Source organism: Massilia cavernae (genome assembly GCF_003590855.1).
In the GTDB taxonomy this organism is placed as follows: Bacteria; Pseudomonadota; Gammaproteobacteria; order Burkholderiales; family Burkholderiaceae_D; genus Telluria_A; species Telluria_A cavernae.
The window spans coordinates 15,616-35,903 of record NZ_QYUP01000144.1; the positions used below are offsets into that span (position 1 = coordinate 15,616).

The following is a 20,288-nucleotide window of genomic DNA, read 5'->3' on the forward strand; positions in this document are numbered from 1 at the left end:
CGCAGCCAATGAGGCAACTTTGGCATCCGTTTAAGGTAGTCAGGCGTTCCACCAATGCGAGGTGGGGCCCGCTTCCGGCAGGCGGGCCTGGACCACCTGGTGCACCATGCCGGCTGTGAGCGCCTGGCTGGCATCGAAAATGCGCGCGCCGCCGAACAGGTTGGGGCGGATGTCGACCTTCACCGGGGCGCCGTCGGTGGCTTCGTCGAATACGCAGGCGTAGCGTTCGGCGTCGAAGTCGAGGCAGTCGCGCCACTCGCTGACGCGCGAGTGGTCGGCCGCCACCAGGTTGCCGAAGCCCCAGTGGAGCGGGTGCACCAGGAAGCGGGTACCGGGGCAGGCGAAGCGGCGCTGGCCGGCCAGGAAAATAACCACGCCGACCGATTCGATGCTGCCGACGTTGTGCGTGGCCAGCGGCAGCGGCAGCGACTTGAGGAAGTAGTACAGCGCAAAGCCGGACGTCATGTTGCCGCCTTCGGTGGACATGTGCAGCTCGATCTCGCTTGCCCCGCTCTGCAGCGCCTGCAGGCAGAGGTTGCGGATGGTACAGGCCGTGTGGTGGTTGATCGGGCCTATGAAATGGACGATGTGCAAGGACATTGGCGTTCCCGGGCGAATGCCCAAGAATAGCAAGTTTGCACTTTTGGCAGCGTCCTGCTGGCAGGCGGAAGGGCTGCGGCCGCTTCAGCTGCCGCGATAGGTCGAATACGACCACGGCGTAACGACCAGCGGCACGTGATAGTTCTGGGTCGCGTCGGCAATGCCAAAAGCGATCGTCACGCGATCGACAAAACGCGGCGACGGCAGCGCGACACCCTGCGAGGCAAAATAGTCGCCCGCGGCAAACACCAGCTCATACTGCCCAACCTGCATCGCGTCGCCTTCCAGCAGCGGGCTGCCACAGCGCCCATCCAGGTTGGTGGTCTCCGCCTTGATCAGGGTCCGCGCGCCGTCCCTGACGCTGTACAGCTCGACCTTGACGCCGGCGCCCGGCTTGCCCTGGGTAGTGTCGAGTACATGCGTGCTGAGTTTTCCCATTGGTTAGCCTATATAGAGTGTGTGGGTGAGATCATATACGCTTGCCGGCCGGGCAATATATGATGGAAGTTATAACCCACATCCCCCTTTGGTATCGATGACGACCTACGATAACTATCCGCGCGACATGATCGGCTACGGCCGCACTCCACCTCATCCGCAGTGGCCGGGGCAGGCGCGCATCGCCCTGCAGTTCGTGCTCAATTACGAGGAGGGTGGCGAAAACAACGTGCTGCACGGCGACCCGGCGTCGGAAACCTTCCTGTCCGAAATCATCGGCGCGGCGGCTTTCCCGATGCGCCACATGAGCATGGAGTCGCTCTACGAATACGGCTCGCGCGCCGGGCTGTGGCGCCTGCTGCGCATGTTCGAGGAGCGCAAGCTGCCGCTGACTGTGTTCGGCGTGTCGATGGCGTTGCGGCGCAACCCGGAGGCGGTGGCGGCGTTCCGCGAACTGGGGCACGAAATCGCCTGCCACGGGCTGAAGTGGATCTCGTACCAGAACGTGGACGAGGCCACCGAGCGCGCCCACATGCAGGAGGCGGTACAGATCATCCGCGAACTGACCGGTGAGGCGCCGCAGGGCTGGTACACCGGGCGCGATTCGCCGGCGACGCGCAGGCTGGTGGTGGAGCACGGCGGCTTCGTGTACGACGCCGACCATTACGGCGACGACCTGCCGTTCTGGCAGAAAGTGGAGTACACGGATTCGAATGGGCAGGCCGCCTCGACACCGCACCTGGTGGTGCCGTACACCCTGGACACCAACGACATGCGCTTCGCGGCGATGCAGGGCTTCAATTCGGGCACGCAGTTCTTCGATTACCTGAAGGACGCCTTCGACGTGCTGTACGCGGAAGGCGACCCGGACGGGCTGAACCAGCCGAAGATGCTGTCGGTCGGACTGCATTGCCGGCTGGTGGGGCGGCCCGCGCGGGCCGCGGCGCTGGCGCGCTTCCTCGATTACGTGCAGCGACATGACAAGGTGTGGATCACGCGCCGGATCGATATCGCCCGGCACTGGCAGGCAACTCATCCGTGCGTGGCGTAATCTGCCACCCGTCTTTTGCATTCGCGGCATCCTTGCCTAGAATGAAGAATGCGCAGCGGCAGGCGCGCCGGCTTCATGGTGATTGGCTGATATCCGACATCAGCATTTCCATATACCCCGCCCGGCCGCGGGTGTTAGCCTTGTAAGCTGGGATAAAGCCGAGGCAAGAATGTCAGAACCGATCCGTTTCTATTATCAGGGCGCTGTGCGCGAGGTGAGCGATGCCGCTCCTACGCGGACCATCTTGCAGCACCTGCGCGAGGACCTGCATTGCACCGGAACCAAGGAAGGCTGCGCCGAGGGCGACTGCGGCGCCTGCACGGTGGTGGTCGGCTCGCTGGAGAACGGCCAGCTGCAGATGAAGGCTGTCAATTCCTGCATCCAGTTCCTGCCCGCGCTCGACGGCAAGGCCCTGTTCTCGGTCGAAGACCTGCAGCAGCCCGACGGCAAGCTGCATCCCGTGCAGCAGGCGCTGGTCGATTGCCATGGCTCCCAGTGCGGCTTCTGCACGCCCGGTTTCGCGATGTCCCTGTGGGGCATGTACCTGAAGCAGGAAGGCCGGCAGCCGACCCGCTGCCAGGTCGACGACGCGCTGTCGGGCAACCTGTGCCGCTGCACCGGCTACCGGCCGATCATCGACGCCGCGATGCGCATGGGCGAACTGCCGGCCGTCGAATTCGACGGTAAAGCGCTGGCCGCGCAACTGGCGGCGCTACGGCGCGACAAGATGGCGACCTACAGCGCGGGAGGCCAGCACTTCCACGCGCCGCGCACCATTTATGAACTGGTGCAGGTGCGCGCCGAAAATCCGAAGGCGCTGCTGCTGGCCGGCTCCACCGACGTCGGCCTGTGGGTTACCAAGCAGATGCGCGAGCTGGGCGACATCATCTACCTCGGCCACGTCGACGAACTGAAAAACGTGACCGAAACCGCCGACGCAATCGAGATCGGTTCCGGCGTCCCGCTGGACGACGCGTACAAGGCGCTGTGCCGCCACTATCCCGCCGAACTGTCCGAGATGTGGCAGCGCTTTGCCTCGCTCCCGATCCGCAATGCAGGCACCTTGGGCGGCAACGTCGCCAACGGCTCGCCGATCGGCGATTCGATGCCGTGGATGATCGCGCTGGGCGCGGAGCTGGTGCTGCGCGGCCCCGACGGCGAACGCACGATGCCGCTCGAGGATTTTTATCTCGGCTACCAGCAGAAGGATTTGAAAGCGGGCGAGTTCGTGCAGGCGCTGCGCGTTCCCTTGCCGCGCGAGGAAGTGCGCTTCCGCACCTACAAGCTGGCCAAGCGCTTCGACCAGGACATCTCCGCGGTGTGCGCGGCCTTCGCGTTCACCTTCGACGGCGGCCTGGTGGCGAGCGCGCGCATCGCCTTTGGCGGCATGGCGACGACGCCGAAGCGCGCTTCGGCCGCCGAAGCCGCGCTTGTCGGGAAACGTTGGAACGAAGCGGCTGTCAGCCGAGCGATGGCCGCCATGGCCGAGGACTACAAGCCGCTGTCGGACATGCGCGCCTCGGGCGAGTACCGCATGAAAGCCGCGCAGAACCTGCTGCGCCGCTTCTGGTTCGAGACGCGGCCGGATGCGCCGCTGGCGACGAACCAGGTCAACGCGTTCGCGCGGCGCGCGTAAGGAGGGCATGATGAACGACGCAGGTTCCCCAATATTGAAAGCCGCCGCATGGGGCGTGGTCGGCAAGGCTAAAGCGCACGAATCGGCCGAGCTGCACGTGCTTGGCCAGGCAACCTACACCGACGACATCCCGGAAGTACAGGGCACCCTGCATGCCGCGCTGGGCCTGTCGGAAAAGCCGCACGCCCGCATCGTGTCGATGGACCTTGCGCCGGTGCGCGCCAGCCGCGGCGTGGTGGCGGTCTACACCGCACAGGACATCCCCGGCACCAACGACTGCGGCCCGATCATCCACGACGACCCGATCCTGGCCGATGGGCTGGTGCAGTACGTGGGCCAGCCGATGTTCGTGGTGGTGGCGGACACCCACGACAACGCACGCCGCGCCGCGCGGCTGGCGACGTTGGAGTACGACGAACTGCCCGCGATCCTGACGCCGCAGGCTGCAAAAGCGGCGCAATCGTACGTGCTGCCGCCAATGCAGCTCAAGCGGGGCGACTGGCAGGCCGCATTCGAGCGTGCGCCCCATTCCGTCAAGGGCGAGCTGTACGTCGGCGGCCAGGAACAGTTCTACCTCGAAGGCCAGGTCGCCTACGCGATACCGAAGGAAAACAAGGGCATGCTGGTGCAGTGCTCCACCCAGCACCCGAGCGAGATGCAGCACGTCGTGGCGCATGCGCTGGGCGTCCACTCGCACAACATCGTGGTCGAATGCCGGCGCATGGGCGGCGGCTTTGGCGGCAAGGAATCGCAGTCGGCACTGTGGGCGGCTGCGGCGGCGATCTGCGCCAGCCTGCTCATGCGCCCGGTCAAGCTGCGCGCCGACCGGGACGACGACATGCTCGTCACCGGCAAGCGTCACTGCTTCCACTACGAATACGAAGTGGGCTACGACGCCAACGGCAAGATCGTCGCCGCCAAGGTGGACATGGTGACGCGCGCCGGCTATTCGGCCGACCTGTCCGGGCCTGTCGCCACGCGTGCGGTCTGCCACTTCGACAATACCTACTACCTGTCCGACGTGGAGATCCGCGCCGCCTGCGGCAAGACCAACACCCAGTCGAATACGGCGTTCCGTGGTTTCGGCGGGCCGCAAGGCGCCATCGCCATCGAATACGTGATCGACGAGATCGCACGCAACCTTGGCCGCGATTCGCTCGATATCCGCCGCATCAACTTCTACGGGCGCGACACCGACAACGTGACGCCGTACGGCCAGGTGGTGGTGGACAACGTGATCCACGAACTGGTGGCCGAACTGGAAGCCAGCAGCGAATACCGCGCGAGGCGCGAGGCGGTTGCAAGGTTCAATGCTGCTAGCCCGGTGTTGAAGAAAGGCCTGGCGCTCACGCCGGTCAAGTTCGGCATCGCTTTCAACGTGACCCACCTGAACCAGGCGGGCGCGCTGGTGCACGTGTACGTGGACGGATCGATCATCGTCAACCACGGCGGCACCGAGATGGGGCAGGGAATCAACACAAAGGTGATGCAGGTGGTTGCGCATGAACTAGGCGTCGACCTGTCGCACGTGCGGGCTACCGCCACCGACACCAGCAAGGTGTCGAACACTTCGGCCACGGCCGCATCGACCGGCGCGGACCTGAACGGCAAGGCCGCGCAGGACGCCGCGCGCCAGATCAGGGAGCGCCTTGCCGCGTACGCGGTCAAGCTGTACGGCGGCGATGCGAAGGACGTGCGCTTCGCCGGCGACACGGTGTTCGCCAATGGGCATGAGGTAGCGTTTCCGGTGCTGGTGCAGCAGGCTTACCTGGCGCGCGTGCAGCTGTGGTCCGACGGCTTCTACGCCACGCCGGGCCTGCACTGGGATCCGAAAACCATGAGCGGCCACCCGTTCTCTTACTATGCCTACGGCGCGGCGGTGTCGGAAGTTGTGGTCGATACCCTGACCGGCGAGTGGAAGCTGGAGCGCGCCGACGCACTGTACGATGCCGGCCGCTCGCTCAATCCCGCCATCGACATCGGCCAGGTAGAGGGCGCCTTCATCCAGGGCATGGGCTGGCTGACGACGGAACAACTGTGGTGGAACGAGGGCGGCAAGCTGATGACGCATGCGCCGTCGACCTACAAGATTCCGGGCGTTTCCGACTGTCCGGAAGACTTCCGCGTGCGCTTGTTCGACAACGGCAATGTCGAGGACAGCATCCACCGCTCGAAAGCCGTGGGCGAACCGCCGCTGCTGCTGCCGTTCTCGGTGTTCTTCGCTATCCGCGATGCGGTGTCCAGCGTCGGCGGCCACAAGGTCAACCCGCCGCTGAACGCGCCGGCCACCAGCGAGGAAATCCTGAAGTCGATCGCCGCCGTCGAGGCGGCGGTAGGGCAAGCGGCGTAATGGACGGCTGGCTGCAAGCCATCGGTAAGGCGCCGGCCGTGCTGGTCACGGTGGCGGCCGTGGAAGGTTCCGGGCCGCGCGAGCCGGGCGCGAAGATGCTCGTCACCGAAGGGAAGGTCGCCGACACGATAGGCGGCGGCCACCTTGAGCAGCGCGCCATCGAGATCGCGCGCGGGATGATCGGCGCGAGGCAGGAACGCCGCTTCGAGCGCTTTGCGTTGGGCCCGGGCCTGGGCCAGTGCTGCGGCGGGGTGGTGCACCTCGCGTTCGAGCGAGTGGATGCGGCGCAGGCCACGAAGTTGCGCGAGCGCGTCCGTGAAGATAGCTGGCGTTTGGTGGCGCTGGACGGCGAACCGGATGCGGCGCTGTTCGACGGCGAAGGCAGGATGTTGTGCGGAACCGGAGCACCGGCGTTCGATCGTTCGCGCGGGACGCACGTGATGCAGGATGAGCGCGGGCGGCGCTGGCTCGCCGATGCCGTGTTTGCTCCGCGCGCGCACCTGGTGCTGTTCGGAGCGGGGCACGTAGGCGCGGCGATCGTGCGCGCGCTTGCCGATTTGCCCTGTACAGTAACCTGGGTGGACGAGCGCGAGGACATGTTCCCGGCCAGCGTGCCGGCGAACGTGACGGTGGAAGCGACTGACATCCCCGAGGCGCTGGTGGCCGAGGCGCCGGCTGGTGCGAGCTATCTGGTGATGACGCATAGCCATGCACTGGACCAACGGCTGACGGAAGCGATCATGGCGCGCGGCGATGTGGGGTGGTTCGGCTTGATCGGATCGCACACGAAGCGTATGCAGTTCGAGCACCGGTTGCGGGCGAGGGGCGTGGATGAAGCGCGGATCGAGGCGATGGTATGCCCGATTGGCCTTCCCGGCATCGCGAACAAGGCGCCCTCGGTTATCGCCGCATCCGTGGCAGCGCAATTGTTGGGGGTTTGGGAGGCGAAAAGTCGCCAATAACCGCGTCAAGAACAAAGATTGAACAAGAAAGAATGTTGATGTCCCAAGCACCATCCCCTTCAATGCAAGCCTACCGCGCCAGCGTGCTCCACTTCCGCGCCGACCCGGCGTTCACGCCTGACGCATACAGCTGGCATGAAGACGGCCTGCTGATCGTTGACGGCGGCAAGATCCACGCCGCCGGCGACTACGCACGGCTGGCTTCGACGCTGCCCGAAGGCGTCACGGTGCACGACTACCGCGGCAAGCTGATCACGCCGGGCTTCATCGACACCCACCTGCACTTCCCGCAGACCGACATGATCGCCTCGCCGGCGCCCGGCCTGCTGCCATGGCTCGAGACCTACACTTTCCCGACCGAGCGGCAGTTCAGCGAGCCTGAGCACGCGCGCGAAGTTGCCGAGTTCTTCCTCGACGAGCTGCTGCGCTGCGGGACCACCACCGCGATGGTTTACTGCACAGTGCACCGCGAATCGGTGGACGCCTTCTTCGAAGCGAGCGAAGCGCGCAACCTGCGCATGGTGGCGGGCAAAGTGCTGATGGACCGGAACTGCCCCGAATTCCTGTGCGATACCGCCGAAAGCGGCGCGCGCGACTCCGAAGACCTGATCCGCAAGTGGCACAAGCGCGGCCGCTCGCTATACGCACTGACGCCGCGCTTCGCGCCCACGTCGACCGAAGCCCAGCTGCGCCTGACCGGAGAGCTTGCAGCGGCCTATCCCGACACCTTCATCCAGACCCACGTATCCGAGAACGATGCCGAATGCACCTGGGTGCGCAAGCTGTTCCCGAAGGCGCGCAGCTACCTGGACGTGTACGACGGCTTTGGCCTGATGCGCCCGCGCGCCATGTACGGGCACTGCATCTGGCTCGACGACGATGACTTCGCGCGCATGGCCGCCACCGGGTCGGCGGCGGCGATCTGCCCGACGTCAAACTTCTTCCTCGGCAGCGGCTTGTTCGATTTCGAAAAGGCGGATGCGGCGCGGGTACTGCTGTCGCTGGCCACGGACGTGGGCGGCGGCACCTCGTTCTCGATGTTGCAAACAATGAATGAAGCCTATAAAGTAGCGCGCTTGAAGGGCAGTTACCTGCCGGCGGTGCGCATGTTCTACCTCGCCACCCTGGGCGCTGCACGCAGCATGCAACTCGAAGGCAGCATCGGCAGCTTCGCGCCGGGCCTTGACGCGGACTTCATCGTGCTCGAGCCGGCCTGCACGCCACTGCTGGCGCGCCGCGCGGAGCGCTGCGCCAATCTCGAAGAACTGCTGTTTGCGCTGGCGCTGCTGGGCGACGACCGCGCCATTCGCGCGACCTACGCCGCCGGGCACAAGGTACACGAGCGCCTGCCGCAATAAGTTTTGGCAGTTCCACAACCGAGAGAAGAACAATGCACATCAAAATGAGCAGCCTTGCGCTCGCCCTGACGTTCGCAGCGGCGCAACCGGCCTTCGCGCGCGCGCCCGCTGTCGGCGCCAACGAGGCGATCACCGCCCGCCACTATGCCTCGCTGATCGCCGGCGAATCACCGAAGACCTCGGAACTGACGCTGTTCTTCACCCAGATGCCCAAGGGCGCCGACCTGCACCACCACTATTCCGGCTCCATCTACGCTGAGCAGTACCTCGAATGGATCGACAAGCAGGGCTGGTGCGTGGACAGGAACACTTACCAGATCGAGTCGAAGCCCGAGAAGCTGGCGCTGGTGCGCATGGCCGCGCCCGAGACGCGCACCTGCATGACCGGGGCCGAGATCGTCGCCAACGACAACGTCTACCGCGAGCTGCTGCAGCGCTGGTCGGCCAAGGACTTCTACAACCACGGCGCGGTGCAGCCGCCGCCCGACCAGCGCTTCTTCCAGACCTTCATCTACTTCGGATCGGTCTCGAACACCAACTTCAACGAAGGGCTGCTGACGCTGAAGAAGCGCGCCATCGACGAAAACGTCAGCTACATCGAAACCATGTTCAAGTCCGCGCCAGCGGCCGACAACGCCGATTTCGACGCGAAGGTGAAGGCGGCCGCCGGCAACGACGCCGCGCTGGCCGAAGCGATGCAAGGCTGGATGGCCGCGCTGGAAGGCGACGCCGGCTACAACCAGCAACTGGCCGACTACAGCAAGCGCATCGCCGAATCGCACGCGGGCGTCGATGACGGCAACTTCACGATGCGCTACCAGTCGTACGTCTTCCGCCTGCAGTCGCCGGCGCGCGTGTTCTCGTCGATGCTGGGCGGGTTCAAGACGGCGGGGCAGGGCGGCCTGGTGGTAGGCCTGAACATCGTCGGCCAGGAAAGCTCGCTGATCTCGATGCGCGACTACAGCCTGCACATGAAAATGTTCAAATTCCTGAAGGCGCGCTACCCGGACGTCAAGCTGGCGCTGCACGCCGGCGAGCTGGCGCTGGGCGACGTGCCGCCGGAAGGGCTGAAGTTCCACATCGACGAAGCGCTGAACGTCGCGGGCGCCAACCGCATCGGCCACGGCATCGACCTGGCTCATGAATCGAACGCGCTTGGCATCATGAAGACGATGCGCGAAAAGGACATCCCGGTCGAAATCAACCTGACCAGCAATGCCTTCATCAGCGGCATCAAGGGTGACGACCACCCGCTGACGCTGTACCGCAAGTACGGCGTGCCATACGTGATTTCGACCGATGACGCCGGCGTGACGCGGCACACGCTGTCGAACGAATACGTCCTGTTCGCCAGCCGCTACAAGCCGAGCTATGCCGAAGTGAAGAAGGCCTCCTACAACGGCATTCGCTACTCCTTCCTGCCGGCCCAGGACAAGAAACGCCTGACGTCGCAGCTCGACGCCCGCTTCTCCAGGTTCGAAGCCGAAGTCGCCGCCCTCGCCAGGGAGGCCGCTACCAAGCGCTAATCCGCGCTTTAAAAATCAAGAACTTACGAATCGGGGCCACGAATCGGGGACAGACCCCAACATCGGGGACGGAACCCAGCGTCGGGGTCTGTCCCCGATGTTGGGGTCCGTCCCCGATTTACATGGCTAATGTGTATTTACGAATGTGCAAGCCCCTTCCTAGTGTGGCCTTCTCGCTACATATTCCTTGCCGCAATGTCAGCTTTGTTGAACTTCGAAATGAAAGAATTTCACCGGAGAATGGGGTATTTATAATCCGGCCATTCGGTCCCGCCCTAGGGAAGACAGGTGATTCGACTCGTTACATAGCGATTTCATGGTCAATTTATATTTTTTTGGTATAAATTGCCAAAGGAAATCGTATTTGTCTTGCAAGTATCCCTTCATGCATAGTTAGCTGAAAAATATCGCGGGCAACTTTGTCAGGAATGCCACACTGTCATTGCCATGACACACGCAGGCACTACATTCGTTGGTTGGGCGTGATGCCGCCTCGCAGCTTTTGTTTGCCGGCGACAACAGGCAGATGGGCACGAACGTAGTAAATGGAAGAGCGAAATCTCCTCCTGTTTGGGTTGCACGCCTGCTACACGCCGTCGCGGTTGCAGCAAAGTAAAGAGGGAAGTGGTACGCCGAACTTCCACATAACTATTAGTCTTTTTTGGGGTTATACAATGATCAATCAAAAACAGTTGCGGCTTACAAAGCTCGCGTTCGCGCTGTCGATGGCACTGGCCGTTTCGGTCCCTGCCATGGCGCAGAATACGACCTCGGCAATCGGGGGCCGTGTATCGAGCAGCGATGGCAAGCCGGCAGCTGGCGCCCAGGTCCAGATCGTCCACACCGAATCCGGTTCGGTCAGCAACGTGACCGCCGATGCGGAAGGCCGTTACACCGCGCGCGGCCTGCGCGTTGGTGGCCCATACACCATCACGATCACCAAGGACGGCGTATCCGAGAAGTTTGACAACGTTTACCTGCAGCTCGCGGAAACCGCGACCGTCAACGCACAGTTGGGCGCACCGGTCATCCAGACCGTGACCATCGCCGGCCAGGCGCAGTCGAACAAATTCAACAAGGGCTCGATGGGCGCAGGCACCAACGTCGGCCGCGCAGAGCTGAACGCACTGGGCTCGATCCAGCGCTCGCTGGCTGACTACGCGCGTACCGATCCGCGCCTGTCGCAGACCGACAAGGACCGCGGCGAAATCTCGGCCGGCGGCCAGAACTCGCGCTTCAACTCGATCACCATCGACGGCGTGTCCATCAGCGACACCTTCGGCCTGGAAGCGAACGGCCTGCCGACCAACAAGCAGCCGATCTCGATCGACGCGATCCAGTCGGTGCAGGTCAATATCTCGAACTACGACGTCACCCAGAAGGGCTACACCGGCGCGAACATCAACGCCGTCACCAAGTCGGGTACCAACGACTGGCGCGGTTCGGTGTACTACGTCTACCGCGACGACCGCATGGTCGGCGACCGCTTCAACCTGACCGACGGCTCCTACAGCCCGGCGCCAGAGTTCAAGGACAAGACCAAGGGCTTCACCCTGGGCGGCCCGCTGATCGCGGACAAGCTGTTCATCTTCCTGTCGGCTGAAGATTCGAGCAGCACCCGCTCGTCGCCAGCCTTCGGCCCACTGGGCAGCAACCTAACCAACGTCGGCATTACGCAGAGTGCCATCGCCGGCCTGCAGAACATCGCCAAGACCAAGTACGGCTTCGACGCCGGCAGCGCTGAAATCGGTGCAGGTGCCGCACAGGAAGTGCAGGACCGCCTGATCAAGATCGACTGGAACATCAACGACGATCACCGCGCCAACCTGCGCTGGTCCTCGACCAAGCAATCCGAGCCTCAGTTCTCGGGCTTCTCCGCCACAGGTATTTCTCTGAGCTCGTACCTGTGGGCTGAAGAGAAGGACAACGAAGCGACCGTCGCCCAGCTGTTCAGCGACTGGACCCCAAGCTTCTCGACTGAAGTCAAGGTGTCGCGCCGCGACTCCGGCAAGCGCAATGCGAACAATTCGTACCTGCCGGCCATCGCCCTGTCGTTCCCAGGCCCGCTGCCAAGCGGCGTTCCTTCGACCGTGCGCACCGGTACCCGCTTCATCAACTTCGGTACCGAGCGTAGCCGCCAGTTCAACGAACTGGACAACACGACCTACGACAGCTACGTCGGCGCAACCTGGCTGAAGGGCGACCACGAAGTCAAGTTCGGCCTGGATCACACGCGCAACGAGATCTTCAACGCCTTCCTGCAAAACGTGAACGGCAACTACACGTTCAGCTGCATCAACTCGAGCGCTGCGGTGACGTACTCGTTCGGCGCGGTCAACTGCTCGACCTCGTCGGCAGCGCTGATCGAACAGGCAGTGCTGGAGAACTTCAGCCTCGGCCGTCCTACCCAGTACACCGCTCAGCTCCCAGTTGCCGGCGTTGCCCTGCGCGACACCGCGGCAATCTGGACCCTTCAAAACACCGGCCTGTTCCTGCAGGATGCATGGAACGTATCGCCACGCCTGAACATTTCGTATGGCATACGCTACGACCGCACAGCAACCGATGACCGTCCGCGTCGAAATAACGTCGTGGCGCAGCCGCTGGTCGCTGGCCGTTACAACGTCGTGCCTGGTTCGATCGTTCGCCAGACCGGCGGTTTCGGCCTGGATAACACCGTCACCATTGACGGCGACGAACTGATTCAGCCACGCTTTGGCTTCAACTACAACGTTGACTACAAGCGTCCAACCCAGGTCCGTGGCGGCGTAGGCCTGTTCGGCGGTTCGGCATTGACAGTCTGGCTGGGCAACCCGTTCGCTAACCCGGGCGTGTCGACCACGATCGTGGGTTGCGGCGGTGCCTTTGCCGCTTGCCTGGGCGGAGGCCTGTTCAACCCGGACCCAACCCAGCAGCGTTCGATTCCAGGCGCGGTTCCTGCGGCCAACGTCGACCTTCTGGCAGCTGGCCTGTCGCAGCCGTCGGTGTGGAAAGCGAACCTGGGCGTCGAGCATGAACTGCCATGGTTCGGCCTGGTCATGAGCCTGGAGTACCTGCGTACCAACACCAACACTGGCCTGTTCCTGACCAACGAGAACCTGGGCGCGCCAACCCGCATCGGTCCTGACGGCCGTAACCTGTACTGGACCGAGCCGGGCTACACCGCATCGTGCGCCAACGGCACCGGCGGCTTCACCAGCACCGGCGCTTGCACCGGCTTCCGCACCCGTGCACTGTCGAACGCCAGCTTCGGCAATGTGATCAAGATCGACGAGACCAAGAAGGGCGGCGGCAATACTGCTACCGTTTCGCTGGGAAACTCGCGTTCGCGTGATTTCAAGTGGCAGGTGGCGTACACCTACACCGATGCTACCGAAGTATCGAACCTGTCCTCGTCGACCAACGGTTCGAACTGGGGTGCACGTGCGATCTTCAATCCGAACGAAGAAGTAACAGCTAACTCGTCGTACATGGTTCGTGACCGCGTGAACGCCCACCTGACTTGGGAAAAGCGCTTCTTCGGCACCTACAAGACCACCTTCGGCGCGTACTATGAAGGCCATACCGGCAAGCCATACAGCTGGACCTACAACAACGACATGAACGGCGATAACGTCGCGGGGAACGACCTGATGTTCATCCCGTCGGCGTTCGGTTCGGGTGAAGTTGTGTTCCGTGACGACACGGCGACCAGCAAGGTCAACGAGACCAAGTTCTGGGATACCGTTAACTCGATCCCTGAGCTGAAGCGCTCGATCGGCCGCGTCACCCAGCGTCACGACTCATACGCTCCATGGATCAACAGCATCGACCTGCGCATCTCGCAAGAAGTTCCTGGCCTGTTCGCCGGCCACAAAGGTATCTTCGTGCTGGATATCGCCAACTTCGGCAACATGCTGAACAAGAAGTGGGGCCGTATCAATGAAGTGGGCTTCGCAAGCGATGGTGGTAACTCGCGCAGCTTCGTGGACTACGCAGGTATGGAAAACGGCAAGTATGTCTACCAGGTGCGTGAGAAGGTAGAGGACTACGTGACCAAGCAGGCCAAGGGCGAGTCCCAGTGGGCACTGCAGCTGACCGCACGTTACGAGTTCTAAGCAGCCTCTCGTAATATTTGCAAAAGCTAGAAACGGCTGGTGGCAACACCAGCCGTTTTCTATTCGGAAGAAGGCTACCGTGCGATGTGGCGTGTAACGCCACCACGTCGTGCCCGCGAACGCGGGCACCCATGCTGACTACGATTATCTAGCTCAGCATGGGTACCCGCTTTCGCGGGTACGACGTACTTAGGCCGTGAACCTCTACTGATACATTCCCGATACACACTCCACCCGCGATCTCTCTACTAACGGCACTCTTCGGTTATCCTTTCCGCTTATGAAAAATCTCCTGCGCCCCCTGTGCATCGCCCTCGCCGCGGCCTCGCTTTTTTCCGGTTGCGCCTCGCGCCCGCAAGCTCCGCTTGAACTGAACGTGGTCGCGCTGAACGACTTCCACGGCAATCTCGAAGCGAGCAAATTCAACTACACCGACAAGGGCCAGCCGGCCACGCTGGCCAAGGCAGGTGGCATCGACACCATCGGCGCGGCGCTGCAGGCATGGCGGGCGGAAGACAAGGACCTGATGTTCGTCGCGGCGGGCGACCTGGTGGGCGCCACGCCGGCGATCTCCTCGATGTGGGCAGACGAGCCCGCGCTGACGGCGCTGTCGATGCTCGGCATGGATGCCAGCGCCGCCGGCAACCACGAGTTCGACCAGGGCAGGGCGGAGCTGCTGCGCCAGCAGCACGGCGGCTGCGTGTCGCACCGCACCGGAAAGGCCTGCAAGCTGGTGCCGGACTTCAAGGGCGCCTCGTTCACCTACCTGGCCGCCAACGTGGTCGACAAGGCGACCGGGAAAACGCTGCTCCCCGCCTACAAGATCGAGGAAGCCAAGGGCGTGAAGGTCGCCTTCATCGGCGCCGTAACGAAGGACACGCCGTCGGTGGTGCTGGCATCCGGCATCGCCGGCCTGTCCTTCCTCGACGAAGCCGACTCCATCAACAAGGCAATGGCCGAAGTGCGCGCCAAGGGCGCCACGGTGTTCGTGGTGCTGATCCATGAAGGCGGCCACACCGGCGAAGCCTTCAACGAACCTGACTGCAAGAACCTCAAGGGCCCGATCGTCGGCATCTCGAAACGCCTCGACCCCGCCATCAAGCTGATTATCAGCGGCCATACGCACAGGGGCTTCCAGTGCAAGGTGGACGGCCGCACGATCACCCAGGCCGAGATGGGCGGCCACGTCCTGTCGCGCATCAAGCTGGCGGTCGACCCGCAATCGCGCGAGCTGCGCGATATCGCCGTCCGCAACGTCATCATGAAGCCGGGCGAATACCCGGCCGACCCGCGCATCGATGCCTACCTCAAGCTGGTCAAGGAACGCAGCGAAGCGGCGCTGGCGCGACCGGTTGCGCGCGTCGGCGCCAAATCGATTGGCCGCAAGCTTACCGGCGCCGGAGAAGCGCCGCTCGGCAACCTGATCGCGGACGCCGTGCTCGACGCGTCGCAAGGCGAGGGCGTGCAGATCGCCTTCATGAATGCCGGCGGCATGCGCAAGGACCTCGACGTCGGCGACAACCTGACCGCCACCTTCGGCCAGGCGCAGGTGGTACTGCCGTTCTCGAACACCATCGTCGTGATGGACATGACCGGCGCGCAAATCCGCGAGGTGCTCGAACAGCAATGGATCCGCGCGCACGCGGACAGCCACGCCGCGATGCTGCAGGCCTCGCGCGGCTTCAGCTACGCGTGGGACGCTTCCAAACCGAACGGTCAGCGCGTTATCCCCGGCAGCATGAAGCTCAATGGCGTGGCGATCGACGAAGCGAGGAGCTACCGCGTCGCGGCGAACAACTTCCTCGCCGAAGGCGGCGACGGATTCCCCGCATTCGCGGCCGCGGCCAACAAGCGCGACACGCAGATCGTCGACCTCGACGCCTTCGTGGGCTACCTGGCCAAGAGCGACAAGGCGGGCAAGCCGGCCGGCAGCGCGGAGGCTGCGGGCCGCGTAGAACGGCGCAACTAAGGTATCGCCAAAGACTATCCAAAGCCGGACAAGGGCGGCGTACAACGCCGCCCGCAACTGAAAGAAAAAGCATGAAAAAACTAGCTTGTGTACTCGCGCTGACCAGCGCTTTCGCTTCCGTCGACGCACTCGCATGGGGCCATGAGGGCCACCGCGTGGTCGGTTCCATCGCCGAGAAACTGATCAAGGGCAGCAACGCGGAGAAGCAGGTGCAGGCGCTGCTGCTGCCCGGCGAGACGCTGGAGTCGATCACCAACTGGGCCGACGGCGCCAAGGGCGGCGTGGGCTATCCGGCCCCGACCCCGGAGCAGGCCGAGTACACCGCCGTCAATCCGAAGCACGGCGAGTACCACTACACCGACATCCCTTTCCAGAACACGCACTACCATGACGGTGCGGTCGGCACGGCCGAACATGACATTGTGCAGACGCTGAAGCAGGCCATCGCTGTTCTGCAGGGCAAGACCGATCCGGCGCTGAACCCGCACAAGTTCACCAGGCGCCAGGCGCTGCTGCTGATCGCGCACATGACCGGCGACATCCACCAGCCGCTCCACGTGGGCGCGGCCTTCGTCGGCAAGGACGGCACGTTCGTCGTGCCGAAAAACCATCACGACATCGACTCGGTCAACATTTACGACTCGCGCGGCGGCAACAGCCTGATGCTCGACGACGACAAGCTGACCGCGATGTCCGCATCCCTGATCCCGGGCGAACCGAAGCCGCTGCCGGAAGGCGCGAAGAAGTGGCCGACGCGCCCGTTCCACTCGTACTGGGATAGCACGGTGGTCGATTACGCGATGCGCCGCATCAGCACCGGCTCGCCGGAGCAGTTTGCGCAGAAGGCCATCGACAGTTCGCCTTACGTCATGATGAACACCGGCGAGGCGGCGACCTGGCCGTACCAGTGGGCCAACGATGCGCTGGAAGTGTCGAAGCTGGCATACACTGACGTCACCCCAGGCAAGATCACCGCACAGACCAACAGGAAGGGCGAGACCTACTACACCTTCAATCTCGAGATGGGCCAGAACTATCCGGTTCCAAGTTCCGCCATTGCACGGGACCAGCTGATCAAGGGCGGCTACCGCCTGGCGGCCGTGTTGAAGGCGATCTGGCCCTAAGCAAACCCGGTAGCGCAACTCGCGGAACGGCTCTGGGTCAAAACATCATGTTTAAACGGAGAACGTTCCCGATGCGACCTGTAAACTTCTACCTGACGCATGCGCTGGCTGCCGGCGCACTGCTCTCATCCTGCGCCGCCGCGCTCGCGCAAACGCCCAAGCCCTTGTGGGAACTGGGCGTGGTCGGCGGCGGCGTCTCCACTCCCGCCTATCCCGGTTCCGCCGACCGCTCGTCGCGCGGCCTGGTGCTGCCTTACCTGGTCTACCGCGGCAAGATATTCCGTTCCGACGAATCGGGCATCGGGGCGCGCCTGTTCCGCAGCGACGTGGCCGAATTCGACGTCGGCTTTGCCGCATCGCTGCCTGCACGGTCGGATGATGTCGAGGCGCGCCGGGGCATGCCGAGCCTGGGGACGCTGGTGGAATTCGGGCCGCGCCTGAAATGGACGCTGTCACGCCCCACGCAGGGCAGCCGCGTGCGCGCCGACCTGCCGCTGCGGACAGTCATTGAAGGAAGGGGAGGGCTGCGCAACCGCGGCTGGACCTTCGCTCCACGCGTGATCTACGAGGCCGACGACCTGGGGAACGGGTGGAGCGGCAGCGCGCATGTGGGACTGGTGGCGGCCAACGACAAGCTGAACGACTACTTCTATGGCGTGCGTCCCGAGTTCGCGGCAGCAGCGAGGCCTGCGTACGATGCGAAGGCGGGACTGGTGCTGGCGCGCGCCGGCGGGTCGCTGGAGCGCCAGATCAATCCCGGGCTGCGCATGTTCGGCTACCTCTGGTACGAGAACTACGCGCTTTCGGCCAACGACGCCAGCCCGCTGCTGAAGAAGGACAGCGGTGTCTCTGGCGGCATCGGCTTCATCTGGACCTTCGCCCGCTCGGCGCGCAGCGCGAACGACTAGAAGGAAAGCTTAGTTCCATTTGCCCTTGATGCCGCCGATGCTGTAGCGGCCAGCGCCCAGCAGGGCCACCGCGAGCGCGCCGAACAGGAACATGCCTTGCAGTTCGAGCGCCCAGCCGCCTTGCTTGTTCATCTGCACCAGTTCGGGCATATGAACCAGCGCGACCGCGACAACCATGTTGATCGCGATGACCAGCGCCGCAGGGCGTGTCCACAAGCCGACCAGTACCAGCACCGGCGCCACCACTTCGCCGACGTAGACGAAATAGCCGAGGAAGGCGGGCAGCCCGAAGTTGTTCAGCATGCCGGAGATGAAACCGATGCCGCCCGAAAGCTTGGAGATGCCGTGCAGGAGGAGCAGGATGGCGAGCACGCTGCGCAGGACGAGTTTTCCAAGGTCTTCGGTGGCGGGATTGACGGCGGTGGTTGGCATGGCGGTTCCTTTAAAAGTTTGAGTTAGGTTCTTATTCAAAAAGGCGCTGCGGCTCATTCTACGTCTACTCCAGCGCCAGTGACAGCGATTTTCGATTCGATGCGGGCGGCCATCCAGGCCGCGAAGTCGCGCAGAATCAGCGGGTTCAGTTCATGGCCGGCATCGTATTCGTGGTACGCCAGCGGCACCGCCTTCTCCTGCAGCAGCCGCTTCGCGCTGCGGGCGTATTCGACGGTCAGCTTGGCGTCGCTGACTCCGTGCGAAACGAAGGCCGCAGTAGCTGCGAGTTCGCCGGCAGGACGGACCAGCGGCGCGATCTCGGGCAGTATGCGTCCGCTCAGGATGCCGAAGCCGGCCACCAGGTCCGGGCGTGTGAGGCCAACGCTCGCGCTCATGATGCCGCCCTGGCTGAAGCCCGCAACGACAATCCGCGAAGCGTCCACGCCATAGGCAGCGGGAAGCGCGTGGATGAAAGCTGCCAGCGCGGCGCGCGACGCCTCGGCCTGCTGCGCGTTGATCGACGGCGCCCCGGTAGCGAAGCTGACGTTGAACCAGCCATACTGGCCCGGCCCGAAGGTAAGCGGGCCGCGCGCCAGGATGACGGTCAGGCGCGGGTCCTGGGCCATCGCGACATCGGCCAGGCCGGCCTCGTTAGCGCCCACGCCGTGCAGCAGCACGAGGCAGGGCGAAGGCTCGCCCGTTCCCGCCCGGGGGCCGCGCACGCGGTGGACCAGCGGCAGCGCCGGGTTGTCGATTACCTTGTCCAGTGTGTATTCCATATACGTTCCGATCATGAGAATGCGTAGACGTCCATCGCGAGGATGCCGTATTCAAAGCTGGCGTGCAGCCGCTCCGCCCTGGCCGATTCGCCGCCGGCGCCCATCGCCACGAACAACGGCAGCAGGTGCTCTTCGCTAGGATGATTGCGTTCGGCGTGAGGCGCCAGCTTCCGGTAGTCAAGCAGGGCTTCGCGGTCGCCGGCGTCGAGGCGATCCTTCATCCAGCTTCCGAATTCGCTGACCCAGGCCGGCGCCGCAGTGTCGATCGGCTGGCTGCGGAACTCGTACAGGTTGTGCGTCAGCGAGCCCGATCCGATCACCAGCACGCCTTCCTCGCGCAGTGCCGCCAGTGCGGCCCCGAGCGTCTCATGGGCGCCAGGCGATCCGCCATGGACGATCGAGACCTGCGCGACCGGGATATCGGCATCCGGATACATCAGCGACAGCGGTACCCAGGCGCCGTGGTCAAGGCCGCGCGTGGCGCTTTCGCCGGTGCTGAAGCCTGCCTGCGACAGCAGTTGCGCCGCGCGCCGCGCCACGTCGGGCGCTCCCGGGGCCGGGTACTGCATCGCGTGCAGTTCGGCGGGGAAGCCGCCGAAGTCGTGGATGGTTTCCGGCTTCGCGGCCAGGCTGACGGCCGGGCCGCCGCGCGTTTCCCAGTGCGCGGATGCGACCAGGATCGCCTTCGGGCGCGGCAGCGTCCTGCCCAGTTCAAGCAGGAAGCGGCGCGCCGGGCTGTCGACAATCGCCAGCGTCGGGGCGCCGTGCGAGACGAACAGGCTGGGTAAGGTGGTGGTCATGTGGATGCCCTTTCGAATTTCAATTAATGGACACAGTTTATCTGTTGCGATTTTGGGGATAAATATCGATTAATATGACATATCGTTCCTCAAATCGAGACAATGGATAAATTTCAAGAGATGCAGTCGTTTGTGGCTGTGGTGGATGCGGGAAGCTTCGTCAAGGCTGCCGAGGCGCTGGATTCGTCGAAGGCGGCGGTGTCGCGCAATGTGGCCAACCTGGAGGAGCGGCTTGGAGTGCGGCTGCTTAACCGCACC

Annotated in this window: 16 protein-coding genes; 11 read left to right on the forward strand and 5 right to left on the reverse strand. The window is 63.8% G+C overall.

Going from position 1 to position 20,288, the window contains the following annotated elements:
• Positions 1-39: 39 nt before the first annotated feature.
• Positions 40-600, reverse strand: coding sequence for an ATP-dependent Clp protease proteolytic subunit (locus tag D3872_RS18570; RefSeq protein ID WP_119812211.1), 561 nt, complete (start codon positions 598-600; stop codon positions 40-42).
• Between the two features lie 84 nt (positions 601-684).
• Positions 685-1,038, reverse strand: a complete 354-nt coding sequence (uraH, locus tag D3872_RS18575) for a hydroxyisourate hydrolase (RefSeq protein WP_119812213.1) — start codon at positions 1,036-1,038, stop codon at positions 685-687.
• Positions 1,039-1,135: 97 nt separating this feature from the next.
• Between uraH and puuE the strand changes: the two genes are divergently transcribed.
• From puuE to D3872_RS18625, 10 genes are all read left to right on the forward strand, one after another.
• Complete coding sequence (gene puuE / locus D3872_RS18580; RefSeq protein ID WP_119812215.1) at positions 1,136-2,089, forward strand: allantoinase PuuE; 954 nt, start codon at positions 1,136-1,138, stop codon at positions 2,087-2,089.
• Positions 2,090-2,258: 169 nt separating this feature from the next.
• Positions 2,259-3,725 (forward strand): xanthine dehydrogenase small subunit, encoded by a 1,467-nt coding sequence (gene xdhA / locus D3872_RS18585; RefSeq protein WP_119812216.1) that lies wholly within the window; start codon positions 2,259-2,261, stop codon positions 3,723-3,725.
• A gap of 10 nt (positions 3,726-3,735) precedes the next feature.
• Positions 3,736-6,075 carry a xanthine dehydrogenase molybdopterin binding subunit gene (gene xdhB, locus D3872_RS18590; RefSeq protein ID WP_119812225.1) on the forward strand — a complete coding sequence of 780 codons (2,340 nt, stop codon included), beginning with the start codon at positions 3,736-3,738 and terminating at the stop codon, positions 6,073-6,075.
• Complete coding sequence (xdhC, locus tag D3872_RS18595) at positions 6,075-7,037, forward strand: xanthine dehydrogenase accessory protein XdhC (protein WP_119812217.1); 963 nt, start codon at positions 6,075-6,077, stop codon at positions 7,035-7,037. Before xdhB ends, xdhC begins: the two co-directional genes overlap by 1 nt.
• 38 nt (positions 7,038-7,075) lie before the next feature.
• Positions 7,076-8,395 (forward strand): guanine deaminase, encoded by a 1,320-nt coding sequence (guaD, locus tag D3872_RS18600; protein WP_119812226.1) that lies wholly within the window; start codon positions 7,076-7,078, stop codon positions 8,393-8,395.
• Positions 8,396-8,427: 32 nt separating this feature from the next.
• On the forward strand, positions 8,428-9,921 hold the full coding sequence (locus D3872_RS18605; RefSeq protein WP_119812218.1) for an amidohydrolase family protein: 1,494 nt from the start codon (positions 8,428-8,430) through the stop codon (positions 9,919-9,921).
• Positions 9,922-10,595: 674 nt separating this feature from the next.
• Positions 10,596-14,018, forward strand: a complete 3,423-nt coding sequence (locus tag D3872_RS18610; RefSeq protein ID WP_119812219.1) for a TonB-dependent receptor — start codon at positions 10,596-10,598, stop codon at positions 14,016-14,018.
• 280 nt (positions 14,019-14,298) lie between these two features.
• Entirely contained in the window at positions 14,299-15,987 is a 1,689-nt protein-coding gene (locus D3872_RS18615) for a bifunctional metallophosphatase/5'-nucleotidase (RefSeq protein ID WP_119812220.1), read from the forward strand.
• A 71-nt stretch (positions 15,988-16,058) separates the two neighbouring features.
• On the forward strand, positions 16,059-17,111 hold the full coding sequence (locus tag D3872_RS18620; RefSeq protein ID WP_119812221.1) for a S1/P1 nuclease: 1,053 nt from the start codon (positions 16,059-16,061) through the stop codon (positions 17,109-17,111).
• A gap of 71 nt (positions 17,112-17,182) precedes the next feature.
• Positions 17,183-18,019 (forward strand): MipA/OmpV family protein, encoded by an 837-nt coding sequence (locus D3872_RS18625; protein ID WP_119812222.1) that lies wholly within the window; start codon positions 17,183-17,185, stop codon positions 18,017-18,019.
• 9 nt (positions 18,020-18,028) lie between these two features.
• Here D3872_RS18625 and D3872_RS18630 read toward each other — a convergent pair whose 3' ends face one another.
• From D3872_RS18630 to D3872_RS18640, 3 genes are read right to left on the reverse strand one after another with little or no spacing between them, the layout of a single operon-like run.
• Positions 18,029-18,451, reverse strand: a complete 423-nt coding sequence (locus D3872_RS18630) for a DoxX family protein (protein WP_229459407.1) — start codon at positions 18,449-18,451, stop codon at positions 18,029-18,031.
• Positions 18,452-18,504: 53 nt separating this feature from the next.
• Entirely contained in the window at positions 18,505-19,230 is a 726-nt protein-coding gene (locus D3872_RS18635) for an alpha/beta hydrolase (protein WP_119812227.1), read from the reverse strand.
• 11 nt (positions 19,231-19,241) lie between these two features.
• Positions 19,242-20,030, reverse strand: coding sequence for a DODA-type extradiol aromatic ring-opening family dioxygenase (locus tag D3872_RS18640; protein WP_119812224.1), 789 nt, complete (start codon positions 20,028-20,030; stop codon positions 19,242-19,244).
• A gap of 102 nt (positions 20,031-20,132) precedes the next feature.
• On the opposite strand from D3872_RS18640, the gene D3872_RS18645 reads away from it, so the two are divergent.
• Positions 20,133-20,288 (forward strand): helix-turn-helix domain-containing protein (locus D3872_RS18645; RefSeq protein WP_147373923.1); only part of this gene is annotated, 156 nt, incomplete at its 3' end.

What these genes read in the sequence shown, in the direction of transcription:
- xdhB (WP_119812225.1), top strand. Translation starts at nt 3,736, where the DNA reads ATGAACGACGCAGGTTCCCCAATATTGAAAGCCGCCGCATGGGGCGTG.
- D3872_RS18640 (WP_119812224.1), bottom strand. Translation starts at nt 20,030, where the DNA reads ATGACCACCACCTTACCCAGCCTGTTCGTCTCGCACGGCGCCCCGACG.
- D3872_RS18635 (WP_119812227.1), bottom strand. Translation starts at nt 19,230, where the DNA reads ATGGAATACACACTGGACAAGGTAATCGACAACCCGGCGCTGCCGCTG.
- guaD (WP_119812226.1), top strand. Translation starts at nt 7,076, where the DNA reads ATGTCCCAAGCACCATCCCCTTCAATGCAAGCCTACCGCGCCAGCGTG.
- uraH (WP_119812213.1), bottom strand. Translation starts at nt 1,038, where the DNA reads ATGGGAAAACTCAGCACGCATGTACTCGACACTACCCAGGGCAAGCCG.
- puuE (WP_119812215.1), top strand. Translation starts at nt 1,136, where the DNA reads ATGACGACCTACGATAACTATCCGCGCGACATGATCGGCTACGGCCGC.
- xdhA (WP_119812216.1), top strand. Translation starts at nt 2,259, where the DNA reads ATGTCAGAACCGATCCGTTTCTATTATCAGGGCGCTGTGCGCGAGGTG.
- D3872_RS18610 (WP_119812219.1), top strand. Translation starts at nt 10,596, where the DNA reads ATGATCAATCAAAAACAGTTGCGGCTTACAAAGCTCGCGTTCGCGCTG.
- D3872_RS18605 (WP_119812218.1), top strand. Translation starts at nt 8,428, where the DNA reads ATGCACATCAAAATGAGCAGCCTTGCGCTCGCCCTGACGTTCGCAGCG.
- D3872_RS18615 (WP_119812220.1), top strand. Translation starts at nt 14,299, where the DNA reads ATGAAAAATCTCCTGCGCCCCCTGTGCATCGCCCTCGCCGCGGCCTCG.
- D3872_RS18625 (WP_119812222.1), top strand. Translation starts at nt 17,183, where the DNA reads ATGCGACCTGTAAACTTCTACCTGACGCATGCGCTGGCTGCCGGCGCA.
- D3872_RS18630 (WP_229459407.1), bottom strand. Translation starts at nt 18,451, where the DNA reads ATGCCAACCACCGCCGTCAATCCCGCCACCGAAGACCTTGGAAAACTC.
- D3872_RS18620 (WP_119812221.1), top strand. Translation starts at nt 16,059, where the DNA reads ATGAAAAAACTAGCTTGTGTACTCGCGCTGACCAGCGCTTTCGCTTCC.
- xdhC (WP_119812217.1), top strand. Translation starts at nt 6,075, where the DNA reads ATGGACGGCTGGCTGCAAGCCATCGGTAAGGCGCCGGCCGTGCTGGTC.
- D3872_RS18570 (WP_119812211.1), bottom strand. Translation starts at nt 600, where the DNA reads ATGTCCTTGCACATCGTCCATTTCATAGGCCCGATCAACCACCACACG.